The 17,959-nt window shown below is 37.6% G+C and carries 14 protein-coding genes and 1 tRNA gene; 10 read left to right on the forward strand and 5 right to left on the reverse strand.

Annotation, left to right across the window (positions count from 1 at the left end):
* Positions 1-283, forward strand: a 283-nt coding sequence (locus tag H344_RS21425; protein WP_240484970.1) for a transposase, incomplete at its 5' end; no start/stop codon positions are given.
* Between the two features lie 155 nt (positions 284-438).
* Here the strand turns inward: H344_RS21425 and H344_RS0110560 are convergent.
* A tRNA-Gln gene (locus H344_RS0110560) sits at positions 439-510 on the reverse strand.
* A 287-nt stretch (positions 511-797) separates the two neighbouring features.
* Between H344_RS0110560 and H344_RS0110565 the strand changes: the two genes are divergently transcribed.
* Entirely contained in the window at positions 798-4,130 is a 3,333-nt protein-coding gene (locus tag H344_RS0110565) for a glycosyltransferase family 117 protein (protein WP_026810295.1), read from the forward strand.
* 72 nt (positions 4,131-4,202) lie between these two features.
* On the opposite strand, the gene H344_RS0110570 is transcribed toward H344_RS0110565, so the two are convergent.
* From H344_RS0110570 to H344_RS0110580, 3 genes are all read right to left on the reverse strand, one after another.
* Entirely contained in the window at positions 4,203-4,499 is a 297-nt protein-coding gene (locus tag H344_RS0110570) for a thioredoxin family protein (RefSeq protein WP_026810296.1), read from the reverse strand.
* A gap of 91 nt (positions 4,500-4,590) precedes the next feature.
* Entirely contained in the window at positions 4,591-5,820 is a 1,230-nt protein-coding gene (locus H344_RS0110575; protein ID WP_026810297.1) for a metallophosphoesterase, read from the reverse strand.
* 54 nt (positions 5,821-5,874) lie between these two features.
* Positions 5,875-6,600, reverse strand: a complete 726-nt coding sequence (locus tag H344_RS0110580; RefSeq protein ID WP_026810298.1) for a copper homeostasis protein CutC — start codon at positions 6,598-6,600, stop codon at positions 5,875-5,877.
* Between the two features lie 42 nt (positions 6,601-6,642).
* On the opposite strand from H344_RS0110580, the gene H344_RS0110585 reads away from it, so the two are divergent.
* From H344_RS0110585 to tsf, 6 genes are all read left to right on the forward strand, one after another.
* Positions 6,643-7,638, forward strand: a complete 996-nt coding sequence (locus H344_RS0110585) for an isoaspartyl peptidase/L-asparaginase family protein (protein WP_026810299.1) — start codon at positions 6,643-6,645, stop codon at positions 7,636-7,638.
* Between the two features lie 42 nt (positions 7,639-7,680).
* A complete protein-coding gene (polA, locus tag H344_RS0110590; protein WP_026810300.1) occupies positions 7,681-10,527 on the forward strand; it encodes a DNA polymerase I in 2,847 nt (948 codons plus the stop codon).
* Between the two features lie 540 nt (positions 10,528-11,067).
* A complete protein-coding gene (rplM, locus tag H344_RS0110595; protein WP_026810301.1) occupies positions 11,068-11,523 on the forward strand; it encodes a 50S ribosomal protein L13 in 456 nt (151 codons plus the stop codon).
* Positions 11,523-11,909 (forward strand): 30S ribosomal protein S9, encoded by a 387-nt coding sequence (gene rpsI / locus H344_RS0110600; protein WP_026810302.1) that lies wholly within the window; start codon positions 11,523-11,525, stop codon positions 11,907-11,909. Before rplM ends, rpsI begins: the two co-directional genes overlap by 1 nt.
* A gap of 237 nt (positions 11,910-12,146) precedes the next feature.
* Complete coding sequence (gene rpsB, locus H344_RS0110605; RefSeq protein ID WP_026810303.1) at positions 12,147-13,184, forward strand: 30S ribosomal protein S2; 1,038 nt, start codon at positions 12,147-12,149, stop codon at positions 13,182-13,184.
* Between the two features lie 96 nt (positions 13,185-13,280).
* Positions 13,281-14,105, forward strand: a complete 825-nt coding sequence (gene tsf / locus H344_RS0110610) for a translation elongation factor Ts (protein ID WP_026810304.1) — start codon at positions 13,281-13,283, stop codon at positions 14,103-14,105.
* A 290-nt stretch (positions 14,106-14,395) separates the two neighbouring features.
* Here the strand turns inward: tsf and H344_RS0110615 are convergent, their stop codons facing one another.
* Positions 14,396-16,288, reverse strand: coding sequence for a M61 family metallopeptidase (locus H344_RS0110615; protein ID WP_051254259.1), 1,893 nt, complete (start codon positions 16,286-16,288; stop codon positions 14,396-14,398).
* A gap of 207 nt (positions 16,289-16,495) precedes the next feature.
* On the opposite strand from H344_RS0110615, the gene pyrH reads away from it, so the two are divergent.
* Both pyrH and frr read left to right on the forward strand, forming a co-directional pair.
* Positions 16,496-17,203, forward strand: coding sequence for a UMP kinase (pyrH, locus tag H344_RS0110620; RefSeq protein WP_026810306.1), 708 nt, complete (start codon positions 16,496-16,498; stop codon positions 17,201-17,203).
* 41 nt (positions 17,204-17,244) lie between these two features.
* Complete coding sequence (gene frr / locus H344_RS0110625) at positions 17,245-17,799, forward strand: ribosome recycling factor (RefSeq protein WP_026810307.1); 555 nt, start codon at positions 17,245-17,247, stop codon at positions 17,797-17,799.
* The last annotated feature ends 160 nt before the right edge of the window (positions 17,800-17,959 follow it).

A 17,959-nucleotide genomic window follows, 5' to 3' on the forward strand; every position in this document is an offset into this window, starting at 1 on the left:
GAATCTATCTTGGATATTCAACAATACAAAAGACAAAACCTCGGCACTCATAAGATTAGCGAAATGGGACGAAAAAGTGAGGCAGGCCAGCTTCAAAAGCTTCAGCACCATATCCAGGACAATGTCGATCCATTATCAAAATATCCTGAACTACTTTGACAACAGAAGCACCAACGCCTCGGCAGAATCATTCAATGCCAAGATAAAAGCATTTAGGGCACAGTTCAGGGGTGTCAGGAACGTAGAATTCTTCTTATATAGGCTGACAACTATTTTTGCTTAAATCCTTAATCCCACAACTTTTTGACTTGATCCTAAATCCTTAATCCCACAACTTTTTGACTTGATCCTAAAAAGCACACTACCGAGAATACACTCAACAAAATACTACAGAAAAGAAAAACCCTCTGACTTCAATGAAATCAGAGGGTTTACTTGTTGGCCTACTAGGACTCGAACCTAGAACGACTGGACCAAAACCAGCTGTGTTGCCAATTACACCATAGGCCAGTGCCTTATTTGAGCGTGCAAATTTAGAACAAAGTTTCACTTCCACAAATTATTTTACATCATTTTTTCAAAAAAGTTTAAAATTCTTTTTCACCCCCCAGAAATGATCTACCTAAACCTCTCTTAACCCATCAATAATCCCCCTTAAAAGACCCACTACTTTTTATCTAGAACAGTACTACATCCATCAGAACGATAGTAGGATACACATGTTAAAGGTTTTTGAATTTATATCCATATATCTTATTTAATTCTTAAATTCGCCTTTTTCTCAAACAGCGAACCAAATGTTTTCAACAAACTTTAAAAAATGGGACACCATCACAGGATGGTTTGTTTTTTTTATAGCCCTAATAGTCTACACACTTACCCTAGAACCCACTGCTAGCTATTGGGATGCAGGGGAATACATATCTACTTCGGCAAAGTTACAAGTAGGGCATCCACCAGGAGCCCCTCTTTTCCAGATTATAGGAGCATTTTTCGCCATGTTTGCCTTGGAAGCAGATCAAGTAGCAAGAATGGTAAACATGGTTTCGGCCTTTTCTAGCGCCTTCACTATCCTATTTATGTTCTGGACCATTACCAATCTTACCAAGAAACTTATCGATAAAAAAGAAGAACTTACCAATAGTAAGGCTATAGCAATTTTAGGCAGTGGACTAGTAGGCTCCTTAGCCTTCACGTTTTCCGATAGTTTTTGGTTTAATGCTGTAGAGACCGAAGTGTACGCTATGGCCAGTTTAATTATGGCACTACTCCTATGGCTTGGGCTTAAATGGGTAGATGACCTTCACAACCCTAGAGGCCATAAGTGGATAATTCTAATTTCTTTTGTAGTTGGACTTACCTTCGGAATACAATTTATGGGATTCCTAGCTATTCCTTCTATTGCATTATTATACTATTTTAAGACCTATAAGACTACTACTATAAAGAACTTTCTATTAGCTAATATTGTAGCAGTAGTTATATTATTACTAGTTTATAAGTTCTCCCTTACCTATGTATTAAAGCTTTTTGGATGGAGCGAGGTGTTTTTCATCAACACTATTGGCCTACCATTCAATTCGGGCACTATAATAATGGGCCTTATATTCATTGCTGCTTTTTATTTTGCCTTACGATATACTAGAAAAAACAATTACACTAGCGCAAACACTATAGTGCTTTGCCTAATGTTTTTATTCCTAGGATTCTCTTCATGGCTAATGCTCCCTATTAGAGCCAATGCTCATGTGGTGATTAACGAAAACGATCCTTCTGATGCTAGATCACTTTTAGCATATTATAACAGAGAGCAATATCCCGGTGTTGATAGCCCCATTTACGGTGCCTACTACTCCAATGGTTTTGCTTCCCCAGGTGAGGAAATAGACGAAAAACCCAAGTACGAAAAAGACCTAGCTACAGGAAAATATATTATTGTAAACAAATACAAAAATGCACTTCAAGGCCCCAACCCGGACCATGTTGGATTACTTCCTCGTTTATGGAGCGATCAAAATGCGGAGAATTACATGAAGTATTTTTATCCGCTAGATTTTAGAATTAAATCTAGCTACCTAGGCAACAGCGAACTAAAGGCAGCTGTAGACCAATTTAGAGAAGGCTATGCTAGAGGCGAAATAGATACTAGTCAATACATACGATTCCTAAGGGAATTTAGCGAATACATAGACGTTATACCTCCTACATTGATGCAGAACCTTAGCTATATGTTCAAGTTTCAGTTCAATTATATGTACTGGCGTTATTTTATGTGGAATTTCGTAGGAAAACAAGACGACATACAAGGGAGATATGACAACCATGGAAACTGGCTAAGCGGCATTAACTTTGTAGACAGCGTTAGACTAGGAGATCAAAACAACTTACCTAGCGACATTAAAAATAACAAAGGAAGAAATACCTACTTTTTTCTACCCTTGCTTTTAGGTATTATCGGTCTTGTATTTCAAATCAGTAAAAACCGAAAGCAATTTTGGGTACTATTTGTATTCTTTATGTTTACCGGCCTGGCCATCCAATTTTATACCAACCCTGGTATCTTTCAACCCAGGGAGCGTGACTATTCCCTTGTGGGATCGTTCTATATATTTGCCATATGGATTGGACTTGGCGTATACGGACTTTTTGAGGAATTTAGAAAGCTTCTGAGCCCAAAAATTCTGGCTCCAGCAATTACTATGGTCTGCTTATTAGCAGTACCAACAGTTATGGCAGTCCAAAACTGGGATGATCACGATCGATCTAATCGATACACTGCAAAAACCACTGCAATGGCCTACTTATCCTCTACACAGGAAGATGCTGGTGCCATTCTGTTTACTATTGGAGATAATGACACCTTCCCACTATGGTACGTACAGGAAATAGAAGGATACCGAACCGATGTTCGCGTGGTAAATACTAGTCTTTTTGCTACAGACTGGTACATAGACCAAATGAAAATGCAGGCCTATGAGAGCGAACCCATCCCATCTCAACTTACTCATGAGCAGTATAGATTTGGAACTAGAGATGCTATTTACTACCACGGCTTATCGGAGAACCGATGGAATATTAAGGATTTCATGAATTATATTGGTAGTGATAGGGATGAAACAAAGTTCAAGAGCATACTTCAGCGACAAGGCGCCGACCTAAGTCAGTATTCTGAAAACAACCTAGATGTTGTGTTTTACCCCACCAACAAGATTAGAATTCCAGTGAACAAGAAGAACGTTTTGGAAAGCGGTCTTGTTAAACCCAAAGACTCTGCTCTTATTGTAGATTACATAGATATTGACCTTCCAAAAAGCGCCCTGCCTAAAAACAGGATCTTAATGCTAGACATTATCGCTAACAACGATTGGAAGCGTCCTATATATTTCTCTGGCGGAAGTTTTGATCCAGCCGAATATATTTGGATGAAGGACTACTTACAGCTTGATGGATTGGCATATAAGTTAGTTCCTATAAAAACCCAGAATAGAAATAGCTATGAAATGGGAAGGATAGATTCTGACTTAATGTACGATATTGTAACAAAATGGGAATGGGGCAACTCGGGCAGCTCAGACATCTATCACGACGTTCAAACCCGTACCCAGTCTTTGTCTTTCCGTGGTAATTTAGCTCGATTAACCGAGACCTTAATTCAGGAAAATAAGATAGAAAAAGCCAAAGACATTATTAATATCGCCATGGAAAATATGCCCGTGGAGCACTTTGGATATTATGCATTTGTAGAACCTTTTGTAGACGGCTATTATAAAGTAGGCGAAACCCAAAAGGCACGAGAGCTTTACAATAAACTAAGGACTATTTATAGGGAACGACTAGATTATTACGCCGGACTTCCTTTTGAACAGCAACGTTTATTTTTAGACGACATTATAGCTGATTTGGAAGGTTACAGTAGAAATATAGACATACTAATCACTAACAGAGACAAAGATCTAGCAGAAAAGGAGACTACTACCTTTAATGAATATATAGCTAAGTTTGACCGCTTTTATAGAGACGACTCTGTTGAAGACCTGTTACCTCCTTCCGATGATCCAAAGGAAACAGACTCTAGTTCCATGGACGTTATTCCAGAACAAGAACTAGACAGCATACCAGCTTTTGATTAAAAGATAGAACATAAAAAAACCGGGAAGTTAATTCCCGGTTTTTTTATGCTCTATTTAAAATTAAAATAAGAATTAGATGTATTCATTTAAGATTCCAATAAGCGTATTAGCATCTTGCTCACCACTCTGACGCCACACCATTTCTCCCTTTTTATAAATCATTAAGGTTGGAAGCCCATTAACTCTAAGCGCCTGAGATAGCTCTTTATTCTTATCCACGTCTATTTTTATCACCTTTCCCTTATTCCCTAGCGCTGCAGCAACATCCCTCAATACCGGTTGCATTAAGATAGACTGCTCATTCCATTCAGCGTAAAACTCCAGCAAGACCGGACCGCTAACGTCAATTAATTCTCCAAACTTCGACATATAGTTTTCATTGAGTTATAATTCAAAAATAAGAAAAAATGTCAGAATACCATCGGCAGCACTGCAATAGTATTTATACACCCTATCTATTTTAGGATATGGCCTTCTTTTTTAAGGTAATCACAGTAATCTCTGGCCAAATACCAACCCTCCCCGGATATCCTAGAAAACCAAAACCACGATTCACATTAATCAATTGCCCCATTTCCTCATATACTCCAGCCCAATATTTATATCGCCATTTTGCCGGACTCCATTTTACCCAACCAGGAATCTCTATTCCAAATTGCATCCCATGAGTATGCCCGCTTAAAGTAAGATGGTAATGATAAGGATGCTTCAGCACTTCATCCTCCCAATGTGAAGGATCATGACTCATTAAAATTTTAAAATCCTTCTCTTTAATATTTTCAGTTGCTTTATTAAGGTCACCTGCTTTTTTAAAGCCTCCCCTACCCCAATTTTCTACCCCAACCAGAGCTATTTTATCGTCTCCTTTTGTAAGGTACCTACTTTCATTTAGCAATAGATGAAACCCCATTTCTCGCTGAAAATCCTTAAGCTCTTCCAAGTTATTACTTTTTAGTTCTTCGGAATCCCATTCTACATAATCCCCATAGTCATGATTCCCTAAAACAGAATATTTTCCATCTTTCGCCTTAAGAGAGGCTATAAGGTCTTTCCAAGGCAGCATTTCTTCAGCCTTATTATTAACCATATCCCCAGTAAATAACAAAAGATCACTGTTTTGCTTATTAATAAGATCTACCCCATATTCTATTTTCTTCCTACTATCGAAACTACCACAGTGCAAATCGGAAATCTGAGATATCTGATAACCATCAAAACTATCTGGTAAATCCTCAAATTCCAATTGATATTTTAACACCTTAAAATTGTACTTACCCTTATACATCCCATAGAGAAGAGAAGAGAAAGGCAAGGCTGCAATTCCAAGTGCCAACATACTTAAAAAGCGTCTTCGCTCTGGTAAATTAAAAACTTTTGGGGTTCCATTTATTTTTAAATAAAGCCCAGAAAGCAATCGGAAAATATCCTCTGAAAAAAGGAAAATAATAGTAATAGCTTTAAAGGAAAGCATGGCCAACAAGAACCCAAATGCATAACTCTTTGGAACATTTAGCACTCTGCCCGAGTTATCTCCTACCGTAAACTGATAAATAAAATTCCCCAACACCAAAAGAGAAAGGAGCATATACCCATAATACACTACAGGAAACCTAGTTACCGTTCTTAGCGCCTGAAGAGTATAGATTCCCAGTGTAACATATAGAATAACAAATATAATCCATCTTAACATAGAGTAATTTTTACTCAAAGATATTGGTTTCCAACCACTACACCTTTCTTTTACCTATTCTTTAACTACACGCATTACATTTTTCAACACCTCTAAATTACTTACTCCCACCTCATTATCTCTTAAAAAACTAGGGGTACTCATAGGAATTTCTGGAACCTCTTCCAAAGTCTTATGAAAACGGATTCCTGATAAGTGGACTGCTCCAAACCCATTTTCTTTAAACTGATGCACGTTGGTATCTCGTATTCCACCCCCAGGCATAATAACAATTCGATCCGTATTATTGTGAAGCTCCAACAACTGATTCATGCCTTCAACAGATGATTTCTGTTGTCCACTACTTAGAATGGCATCTACCCCAAACCTTTCTAACTGCTTTAAAGTAGCAATAGGGTCTTTCACCCAATCTATAGCTCTATGAAAAGTAAAATAAAGTGGTTTAGAAAGCTCAACCAACTCTTTTGTCCGCTCCACATCCAAGGAAAAGTCCGACAACAACACTCCAGAAACAATACCGTTAAATCCTAACTCTTTACACATTTCAATATCGTGCTTCATTATTTCGAACTCCCTTTCCGTATAAGTAAAATCACCACTTCTAGGTCTTATTAGTACATTTACGGGAATAGTGATATACTTTCTTATCGCTTTTAACAGGCCATAGGACGGGGTTACCCCTCCCACTCCGAGTTCTGCACACAGTTCAATTCGGTCAGCACCAGCTTTTTGGGCGTTTAAAGCAGATTCTAAGGAATTGGCGCATACTTCTACAATCATATTTCTTATATTTAGGACCTTAAAAATAAGTAACAAAATCCAATGAAAAGAAGAAACTTCCTCAAAAACTCTACCCTTACTACAGCGGGTATGATTTCTGTTCCCTTCCTAGCCTCTTGTCAGGAGAACCCGAAACAAAAAACTGCGGGCACCGACAGCAATAAAACAATTAAACCTATTGCTATTTGCACTTGGAATTTCATGAATGCCACCGCAAAAGCATGGGAAGTGTTAGAAAAAGGCGGATCATCATTAGATGCCGTAGAACAAGGAGTAATGGTAGAGGAAGCAGATCTTAACAACGAAACGGTAGGTAATGGAGGAAGACCAGATAGAGATGGACGCGTTACCCTAGACGCATGCATTATGGACAAAGACGCCAATTGCGGGGCGGTACTATGCATGGAAAACATAGCACATCCAATTAGTGTGGCTAGAAAAGTAATGGAAGAGACCCCCCATGTGATGCTAGTAGGGAAAGGAGCAGAACAATTTGCCTATGAGCAAGGTTTTAAAAAAACCAATCTACTTACCGAAAAAGCTAAAAAAGAGTGGTTAGAATGGAAGAAAGACTCCCAATATGAAACCATTATAAACATAGAAAATCACGACACCATTGGAATGCTAGCTATTGACAAAGACGGGGATATTGCCGGAGCATGTACAACTAGCGGAATGGCTTATAAAATGGCAGGTCGTGTAGGCGACTCCCCCATTATTGGTGCAGGGCTATTTGTAGACAATGAAGTTGGTGGCGCTACTGCTACCGGAGTTGGAGAAGAAGTAGTTAGAACAGTAGGTAGTTTTTTAATCGTAGAATTAATGCGTCAAGGAAAATCACCACAAGAAGCCTGTGAAGAAGGGGTAAAACGAATTATGAAAAAAAACAAAGACCGTGAAGATTTTCAAATCGGTTTTATCGCTATCAATAAAAAAGGGGAAACAGGTGGCTATTGCATCCATCCTGGATTTACTTATCGCACTTACTCCGAAGAAGGGCATATTAACAACCCCGCAGAATCCTTTTTAAAGGGGTAATCATTAATCATTATAATTTCACTTCGGAAACAAACCAATAAAATGGCAGAACAAAAAAGACTTTTTCTATTAGATGCTTACGCCTTAATTTTTAGAGGATATTACGCCCTAATTAAAAACCCAAGAATAAACTCCAAGGGAATGGACACCTCTGCAATTATGGGGTTTATGAATTCTCTATTAGACGTAATAAGAAGAGAAAAGCCAGATCACTTGGCCGTGTGTTTTGACAAAGGGGGCAGCGTAGAGCGCTCAGATTTATTTCCTGAGTACAAAGCCAATAGGGATGCTACCCCAGATGCTATAAAAATTGCCGTACCCTATATTCAAGAAATCCTAAAAGCTATGCATATCCCAGTGATAGAATTAGAAGGATGGGAAGCCGATGATATTATAGGAACCCTAGCAAAACAAGCCGAAAAAGAAGACTACAAGGTATATATGGTTACTCCAGATAAAGATTTTGGACAGTTGGTTTCCGAAAATATTTTTATGTACCGTCCAGCCAGAATGGGAAATGGAATAGAAATATGGGGTATCCCAGAGATACAAAAGCGTTTTGGTGTAGAATATCCAGAGCAGGTGATAGATTACTTGGGGATGATGGGAGATGCTAGTGACAACATCCCAGGACTCCCCGGGGTAGGAGATAAAACTGCAAAAAAATTCATTGCAGAATTTGGCTCTATGGAAAACCTCTTAGCAAATACCGATAAGCTAAAAGGCAAAATGAAGGAAAGAGTTATAGAGAATGCAGAATTGGGATTACTCTCTAAGAAACTAGCTACCATTCATACAGATTGTGATGTTACCTTTAACGCCACCGATTTTGAACTTATCATGCCCGATGGTGACAAGGTCCAAGAACTTTTTGAAGAACTAGAATTTAGAAGACTAAAAGATCAATTCATAAAACTCTTTTCCACAGAAGCTTCTGAAGAGAACTCCCCCTCAGAAAAAGAGAAGAAGGAGAATACCCCAAAAAAGGAATCAGCAGTGGCCGGAAGCGGTCAATTTTCCCTATTTGGCGGGAGTAGTGATAATACCGGAGGCACTATAGAAGAATTCTCTAGCAGAACAACTATAGAAAATACTCCACACGTTTACCAAAGTGTACTCCCAGGTATGGCCATGAAGCTTTTCCTGAAAAATCTAATAAAGCAGACTTCGGTTTGTTTTGATACAGAAACTACTGGTCTAAATCCGCTTACCGCAGAATTAGTTGGAATTGCATTTAGTTGGGAAGCTGGTAAGGGCTTTTACATTCCTTTTCCAGAAGATAGATCTGAAGCACAGGAACTAATAGAACACCTAAGACCTTTTTTTGAAGCAGAAGAGATCGAGAAAATCGGTCAAAATCTCAAATACGACATTAAAGTATTACATAAATATGGGATTACTATTAAAGGAAAATGCTTCGACACTATGTTAGCTCATTATCTAATTAATCCAGATATGCGACACAATATGGATGTCTTGGCAGAGACCTATTTAAATTACACTCCCGTCTCCATTACCGAGCTCATTGGAAAAAAAGGAAAAAACCAACTATCCATGAGAGAGGTACCTTTAGAAAAACAAACTGAATATGCTGTTGAGGATGCCGACATCACCTTTCAATTAGCACAGCATTTTAGGCCAGAACTAAAAGATGCTAAAACAGAGGAGCTTTTTAATGATATTGAAATTCCACTGCTAAAAGTATTGGCCGACATGGAATTAGAAGGCATCAATCTTGACGAAGCTTTTTTAAATTCTCTAGCCAAAGACCTAGACAACGATATAAAGGTACTAGAAACAAAAATATATAAGGAAGCAGGAGAAGAATTCAATATTGCCTCTCCAAAACAATTGGGAGACATTTTATTTGACAAGCTTAAACTAGTCAACAAACCTAAAAAAACCAAAACAGGTCAATATTCTACTGCAGAAGAAGTGCTTTCCACCTTAGCAAAGGATCATGAAATTATCCAATATGTGTTGGACTACAGAGGACTCAGCAAACTTAAAAGCACCTATATTGATGCACTTCCACTACAAATAGAAGAAAGCACAAACAGAATACATACAGATTATATGCAAACTGTGGCTGCAACAGGGCGCTTAAGTAGCAATAACCCCAACCTGCAAAATATTCCCATCCGTACGGAACGAGGTAGACAGGTTAGAAAGGCCTTTGTACCAAGAAATGAAGAATACACCTTATTGGCGGCAGATTACTCCCAAATAGAACTGCGCATCATTGCAGCACTAAGTCAGGAAACCACCATGATTGAGGCATTTAAAAACGGAGAGGACATTCACGCTTCCACCGCCTCCAAAGTATTCAACGTGCCTTTAGAGGAGGTAACCAGAGAACAAAGAAGCAATGCCAAAACCGTGAATTTCGGAATTATATATGGGGTATCTGCTTTTGGACTAAGCAATCAGACCGACCTATCTCGTTCAGAGGCAAAAGACCTTATCGACACCTATTATAAGACCTATCCTAAATTACGAAATTACATAAGTGAGCAGATCAATTTTGCACGCGAAAACGGATATGTTCAAACGGTACTAGGAAGGCGCAGATACTTAAAAGATATAAATGGAAGCAATGCCATAGTAAGGGGTGCTGCGGAAAGAAATGCTGTAAACGCCCCCATACAGGGAAGTGCTGCAGATATTATTAAAATTGCCATGATCAATATTCACAAAAAACTAGTGGAAGAGAATTATAAAAGTAAAATGCTCCTCCAGGTACATGATGAATTGGTATTTGATGTCTACAATCCAGAAATGGAAGCGATAAAAACCATGATAAAAACAGAAATGGAAAATGCCCATAAATTATCTGTACCCCTAGAAGTTGAACTAGGCACAGGAAAAAACTGGCTAGAAGCTCATTAACATAAAATATAAATAGGGCAAAGAACAACATGCCTACGATGACAAAGCACATCATAAAATAAACAAAGAACCTCATAGCTAATTAGTCTATGAGGTTCTTTTCTCTTTAAGCTAGACTTAAATTTAAAGCAACCTACCATGGCAAGAGCTTTTAAATTAAAAACTATTACAATCAAATAAGCTTAAAACTAATAAAAGCTCAGTTCTTAAAAAAAACGATATAATTAGGTATTAAATTCTACCTAAAAAAATTCTTTCTTTATATATTTAACCACAGTAAAGCATTTAAAATAATTCACCTCCAAAACCACTACTTACACCATTATATAATATGGTATAGAAACTAGGTAGATCTATCATTTATGATTATAAAAAGAACACCTTCTTTATCAATAAAGAATCTACTAGATACAGATATTACTTACAAAAAATTAAAATCTACAAAATAATAATAAGCAAGCATTTGTAATTCAACTTAATAATTGTACATTTGCAGCCCGTTAAACGGGATTTTAGTGTTTAATAAATAAATATATTAGTGTGGATACATTAAGCTACAAGACGATTTCGGCCAATAAGGCAACCGTTGACAAAGAATGGTTACTAGTTGATGCTGAAGGAGAAACATTAGGCCGTCTTGCTTCTAAGGTAGCGATGTTACTTAGAGGGAAGTACAAGCCTAGTTTTACGCCACATGTTGATTGCGGAGATAATGTTGTTATTATCAATGCAGAAAAAATCAACTTGTCAGGCAAGAAGTGGGATTCAAAAACCTACATTCGCTACACCGGCTACCCAGGAGGTCAGAGGTTTACATCAGCTAAAGAGATGTTGTCTAAAGACCCAGCCCGTATTATCGAGAAATCTGTAAAAGGAATGCTACCTAAGAACAAATTAGGTGCTGCGCTTTTCAGAAATCTGAAGGTATATGCTGGAGCAGACCACAATCAGGAAGCGCAAAAACCAAAAGCAATTAACTTAAACGACCTAAGGTAATGGAAATAATTCATAAAATCGGTAGAAGGAAAACAGCGGTGGCTAGAGTCTATCTTTCTCAAGGAAGTGGTAACATCACTATCAACGACAAGGATTTGAACAGCTATTTTCCTACTAAAACATTACAGTACAAAGTAAATCAGCCATTTACTTTAACTGACAACGTAGACAGTTTTGATGTAAACGTAAATGTATTTGGTGGTGGAACAACAGGACAGGCAGAAGCGATTCGTTTAGCATTGTCTAGAGCATTATGCGAATTAGATGCAGAGCACAGATTAACTCTTAAGCCAGAAGGTCTTTTAACTAGAGATCCAAGAATGGTTGAGCGTAAGAAATTTGGTCAGAAGAAAGCTCGTAAGAAATTCCAGTTCTCTAAACGTTAATATTACATTATCAAAACCGATACTGTCAGCAGTTCGGAATTATTACAAATTGTTCATTGGAAGCCTTCTTATAGAGGGCAATTAAAAAATACCGATCCAACTTGTTTGGAGACTTGGCTCAGGTAGCCCCTGACCCAAGCAACGGGAAATTAGTTTAGCATCTAAATATTAAAGGCTCCCATATTTGGGTACCACTTTAATATTGCTAATTCAAAGGAACGTAAACTAAGAAATTAAATGGCAAATAAAATTGAAGTAAAAGACCTTCTAGAGGCAGGTGTTCATTTTGGTCACCTTACCAGAAAATGGAACCCTAACATGGCGCCCTACATCTACATGGAGCGTAATGGAATCCACGTTATCAACCTTTATAAAACTGTTGCAAAACTAGATGAGACCAATGAGGCTCTTAAAAAAATTGCAGCATCCGGTAGAAAAATTCTTTTTGTAGCTACCAAAAAACAAGCTAAAGATATAGTTGCAGAAAAAGCAACAAATGTTAATATGCCTTACATCACAGAAAGATGGCCAGGTGGTATGTTAACAAACTTCGTTACTATTCGTAAAGCAGTCAAGAAAATGGCTACTATTGATAGAATGAAGAAAGACGGAACTTTCAACACTCTTTCTAAAAAAGAGCGTTTGCAAGTAGACCGTTTACGTTCTAAATTAGAAAAGAACTTAGGATCTATTTCTGAAATGACACGTCTTCCTGCAGCAATCTTTGTTGTAGATACTATGCGTGAGCACATTGCAGTAAAAGAAGCTAAAAAGCTTAACATTCCAGTTTTTGCAATGGTAGATACCAATTCAGACCCAAGAGAGATCGATTTTATCGTTCCATCTAATGATGATGCTTCTAAGTCCATTAACATTATTATGGAGTCTGTAACTTCTGCAATTGCAGAGGGTCTTGCAGAGCGTAAAGCTGAAAAGCAATCTGGAAAAGAAGGCAAGGAAGATGCTAAGCCAAAAGCTAAAAAAGCAGCTCCAGCTAAGGAAACTACTGAAGCTCCAAAATCTGCTGATGATCTTACCAAAGTAGAAGGTATTGGTCCTAAAATAGCTGAAATTTTCCAAGAAGCTGGTATTAAAACTTTTGCCGATCTAGCTGCTAAATCTGAGGAAGACCTAACGGCTATCCTTACAGAAGCTGGACCTGCATATGCTTCTAAAAATCCTGGATCATGGGCAAAACAAGCTAAAATGGCTGCCGATGGTAAATGGGATGAGCTAAAAGAATGGCAAGACAGCGTTAAAGGAGGAATAGAATAATCCCTCTTTTATCTATAACTGAATATCAATTTAACCCTACCCTATAACAGGATCTATCTAATGATCCTGTTTAGGGAGATTTAATTCAAAAATAAAATGGCAAAAATTACCGCCGCAGAGGTAAATAAGTTAAGAAAAACAACAGGTGCAGGCATGATGGATTGCAAAAAGGCACTAGTTGAAGCTGAAGGAGATTTTGACAAAGCAATTGAAATTCTTCGTAAAAAAGGACAGAAAGTAGCTGCAAAAAGAGCTGACAGAGAGTCTACCGAAGGTGCTGCTATTGCAAAAGTAAATGCTGATAATACTTCAGGTGTTATTATTTCCTTGAACTGTGAGACTGATTTTGTTGCCAAGAACGATACTTTCGTAACCCTTGCTAACGATTTAGCTGACCTAGCATTGAACTTCGACTCTAAAGAAGATTTCTTAAATGCAGATTTCAACGGAGTAACTGTTCAGGAAAAACTTACTGAGCAAACTGGAGTAATTGGTGAAAAAATAGAAATAGGTAGTTTTAACCGACTTTCTGCTCCATTCATTGGTTCTTATATCCACGCTGGAAACAAAATAGCTACTTTAGTTGGACTTTCAGCTGCTGTTGAAGGTGCTGATGTTGTTGCTAAAGATGTAGCGATGCAAGCTGCTGCGATGAACCCAGTAGCCCTTAATGAAGATGGTGTTGACCAAAGCGTTATCGATAAAGAAATTGAAATCGCTAAAGATCAATTACGTCAAGAAGGAAAGCCAGAAGCCATGTTAGACAATATCGCTAAAGGAAAAATTAAGCGTTTCTTCAAAGACAATACTTTAGTTAATCAAGATTTTATTAAAGACAACAAACAATCTGTTGCTCAATACGTAAAAACTCTTGATGCTAACTTAGAAGTTACCGGTTTTGAAAGAGTTGCTTTAGGGTAATCTCTAATAACCCAAATTATACGACCCGCTTTTTTTAAAAAAAAGCGGGTTTTTTTATTCCCCTACCCCAACCAAGGAACCTATTAAAACTATCTCTAAATATTAGAGCAGGTCCTTTTCTAAGGAAACTAACAGCTATATAAATTTTAGTTCCAAAAATTTGATATTAGACACCATACCGACAAGCGATTTCCTAATTCGATATACCCTCTAGTAATATATTGCCATCTATAATAATAAAAAAGGCGCTATATGATATAGCACCTTTAAAACAGATTAATTTAATTTAACTATCCCTTAAGCCACGAAGTCCTCAGCGCTTGCTGTTCACCTGTTAACCCTTCTACAGGCACTAACTTTTTCACTTCAATAGTAGGCCTACCTACTTGCCCACTTACCTCAATCTCTTCACCATCCCTTACAACCACAAGATTAATTTCCTTTTCTGGTGTCCAACCAAAACTTTGTCCAATAATGGGCCTTATACTTTCTAAAGTAATTTCAGTACCATCAATATTTTTTAAGATATCACCCCCTTGAATTCCAAGATTCTTAAAAAATGAACTCAGAACAATCCCCTCTCGTACAAATACCTCATTAGGGTTTTTGGCATTTACATCGATCATCGGGATCTCCCCATTAAAGAAATATCCTGTTGGCTGCATTTCTGAAACCACATGTAGTCCTACTTTATTCCAAAACTTCTCATAATCTAAAGGCGTATTTCCAACAACATGAGCGTTAAAAAATTCGCGTATTTCAGGATAAGTCAATCCTACAATTTCATCTATTAATTTATCATCTTGGAAAGGCCTATGCTCACCGTACTTTTTAGAGAGCTCTTTCATCAACCAAAGCACACCTTTTTCCCCACCACTCAACTCTCTAAGTCTAATATCCAATGCCATATTTACCAAAGCCCCCTTCTCATAGATATTAACGAAGTTATCCTTATAAGGCTCAATTAAGACGTTTTTACTTAATTCTGTCAAAGACATCTCATCATCAAAAGCGCTAGAATTTGCCACCTTATCCATTAATCGCTTATAAAACTCCTCCTCCGAAATAAGCCCTTGTTGAATTTGAAAAAGATTAGCGAAATATTCAGTAGTTCCTTCATACATCCATAAATGCTGCGACATTTTAGGATCATTAAAATCAAAATTCCGTATTTCTTCGGAATGCACACTCAAGGGAGTGACGATATGAAAGAACTCGTGAGAAACAATATCTATAAGCGCCTCCTCTAATCGGTCTTTAGGCATCCCCTCTGGCAAAACCACCACTGTAGAAGTGTGGTGCTCCAACGCCCCATAACCACCGGCGTCCTTATCTTCCATAGTAGAAAGGTATAACAAAATGGCGTAGTGTTTTGTACTATTAATATCTCCCAAAAAGTTTTTCTGTCCCTCCATCATTTTCTCCATACTTTCCTTAAGACTAGAGGCAGTATACACGCCATTAGGAGAATATACACTTAGGGTCACCTTAATATCATTAACCAAAAAAGTTTCCGTATTGGGTTTTGCATATAAAATAGGATTGTCTATTACCTCAAAATAGCGATTTGCTTCAAAGACTTCCACATCTGGTTTATTGACATTTACAGTTCCTCTATTTAAAGTAGTAACGGACTCTAGTCCTTCTGGAGCAGAAATTTGCAAGCTATAAGACACTTCCTTCAAATCCTTAAAATACCCTACAAACCCATGCAGATTCAACATAAAATTCTCCCCTTCCAAAATATTAGTCCCAGCCGGAGAGAATATCACTTCCTCAACTTCAGATTCTGTATCATAAGTATCGTTTACCCAATAAGACACTTTATCTAACTCCTGAGCATTGCTAATATGCCATGTGTTATCATCTACCCGCTCAAATGGCAATTCCTTACCCTTATAATCTAAGGCCTTAAATCCTTCAATATACCTACCATAATTATCCAAACTATAGGTTCCAGGAACAATTTTAGGAATATAGAAAGTAGTTTTGTCCGATGAAAACGGGGCTGGATCTATCGTGACCATCACTTTATCGTCTACCACATTTACTAAATCCATCTCTACGATAACAGGACCCAGACTAGAAGCGGGTGTTAATTTTGCGGAGCCACAACTGTAAATTAATACAGCAACCAATCCCATTAAGAAACTGTTTTTAATATTCTTTAATTTATGAACCATATTACAAATTGTTATAGTTAATTAGCCTTAGCAATATAGTATGCGTATAGGCGAAGAAAAAATGAAATTCCAATAAAAAATCTAGATTAAAAAATAAATTCCACTCCAACTCTTCAAAGCAAAGCATATAGAAAAGACGAATCATGGTTTTCCAGTCTGCTTCATAAATAATTTTGATTATTTTTGCTTTGAATTAATTAAAGCAACATGCAATACAAAAGAATACTATTAAAACTCAGTGGTGAAGCCTTGATGGGAGAAAATCAATACGGCATTGACCCAAAACGGTTATCTGAATATGCCGAAGAGATTAAAGAAGTGGTAGATAAAGGCACTGAGGTAGCTATTGTAATTGGTGGCGGTAATATTTTTAGAGGTCTAGCAGGAGCCAGCCAGGGAATGGATAGAGTGCAAGCAGACCACATGGGTATGTTAGCAACGGTTATCAACGGACTAGCGCTACAAAGCGCTTTAGAATTAAAAGGAGTACAAACTAGACTGCAATCTGCCGTGCAAATAAATGAGGTTGCCGAGCCCTTTATTAGAAGAAGAGCAATGCGTCACTTAGAAAAAGGTAGAGTAGTTATTTTTGGAGGCGGTACTGGGAATCCCTATTTCACTACAGACTCCGCTGCGGTTTTACGCGCCATAGAAATAGAGGCCAATGTAATTCTTAAAGGAACTCGTGTAGATGGAATTTACACCTCTGATCCAGAAAAAGACGAAACTGCTACTAAGTTTGACACCATCACATTTAAGGACGTCCTTACAAAAGGGTTGAAGGTAATGGATACAACAGCATTCACCCTTAGTCAAGAAAATGAATTACCTATTGTAGTTTTTGACATGAACAAAAAAGGAAACCTTGTTAAATTGGTTTCAGGAGAAAACATAGGAACCGTTGTAAACTTATAGTTCTAATAATTTTTGAATTACATCTAACTAACATTTAGCATATGAACGAGGATATTAAATTTATACTGGACACCGCCAAAGAAGGAATGGATAAAGCTATGGATCACTTAGTACGCATGTTCGTAAAGATCAGAGCCGGAAAAGCTAGCCCCGTAATGCTTTCTAGTGTAATGGTAGAATACTATGGTTCCTCTACCCCTTTATCACAGGTAGCAAATGTAAGCACCCCTGATGCCAGAACCATTTCTGTTCAACCATGGGAAAAAAACATGCTCCAGGAGATTGAAAAAGCTATTATGAATGCAAATTTGGGCTTTAACCCCATGAATAATGGCGATGTTGTAATCATCAACGTACCACCTCTTACAGAAGAGCGAAGAAAAACACTAGTAAAACAAGCTAAGGCTGAAGCTGAAGAAGCTAAAATCGGTATTCGAAATGCTAGGCAAGAAGCAAACAAAGACATCAGAAACTTAGACCTCTCCGAAGACCTGATAAAAACTGCTGAAACAGACGTACAAGCATTAACCGATAAATACATCAAAAAAATTGATGACGTGTTAGAGCGTAAAGAAGCAGAAATAATGACTATATAATTTCTGACAACAAATAGCAAAAAAGCGACCCTAGGTCGCTTTTTTTGTTTAGTGAATACACTTACCTATATAGGCCAGCTGATCTTACATTTCCCCTAACAAGACCCACATCTATAGTCTTTCTCATTTTTGACTCAGCATCCTAGGAACAAAAGCAATC

Origin of the sequence: Arenibacter latericius DSM 15913 (assembly GCF_000424985.1) — a bacterium.
Taxonomy (GTDB): domain Bacteria; phylum Bacteroidota; class Bacteroidia; order Flavobacteriales; family Flavobacteriaceae; genus Arenibacter; species Arenibacter latericius.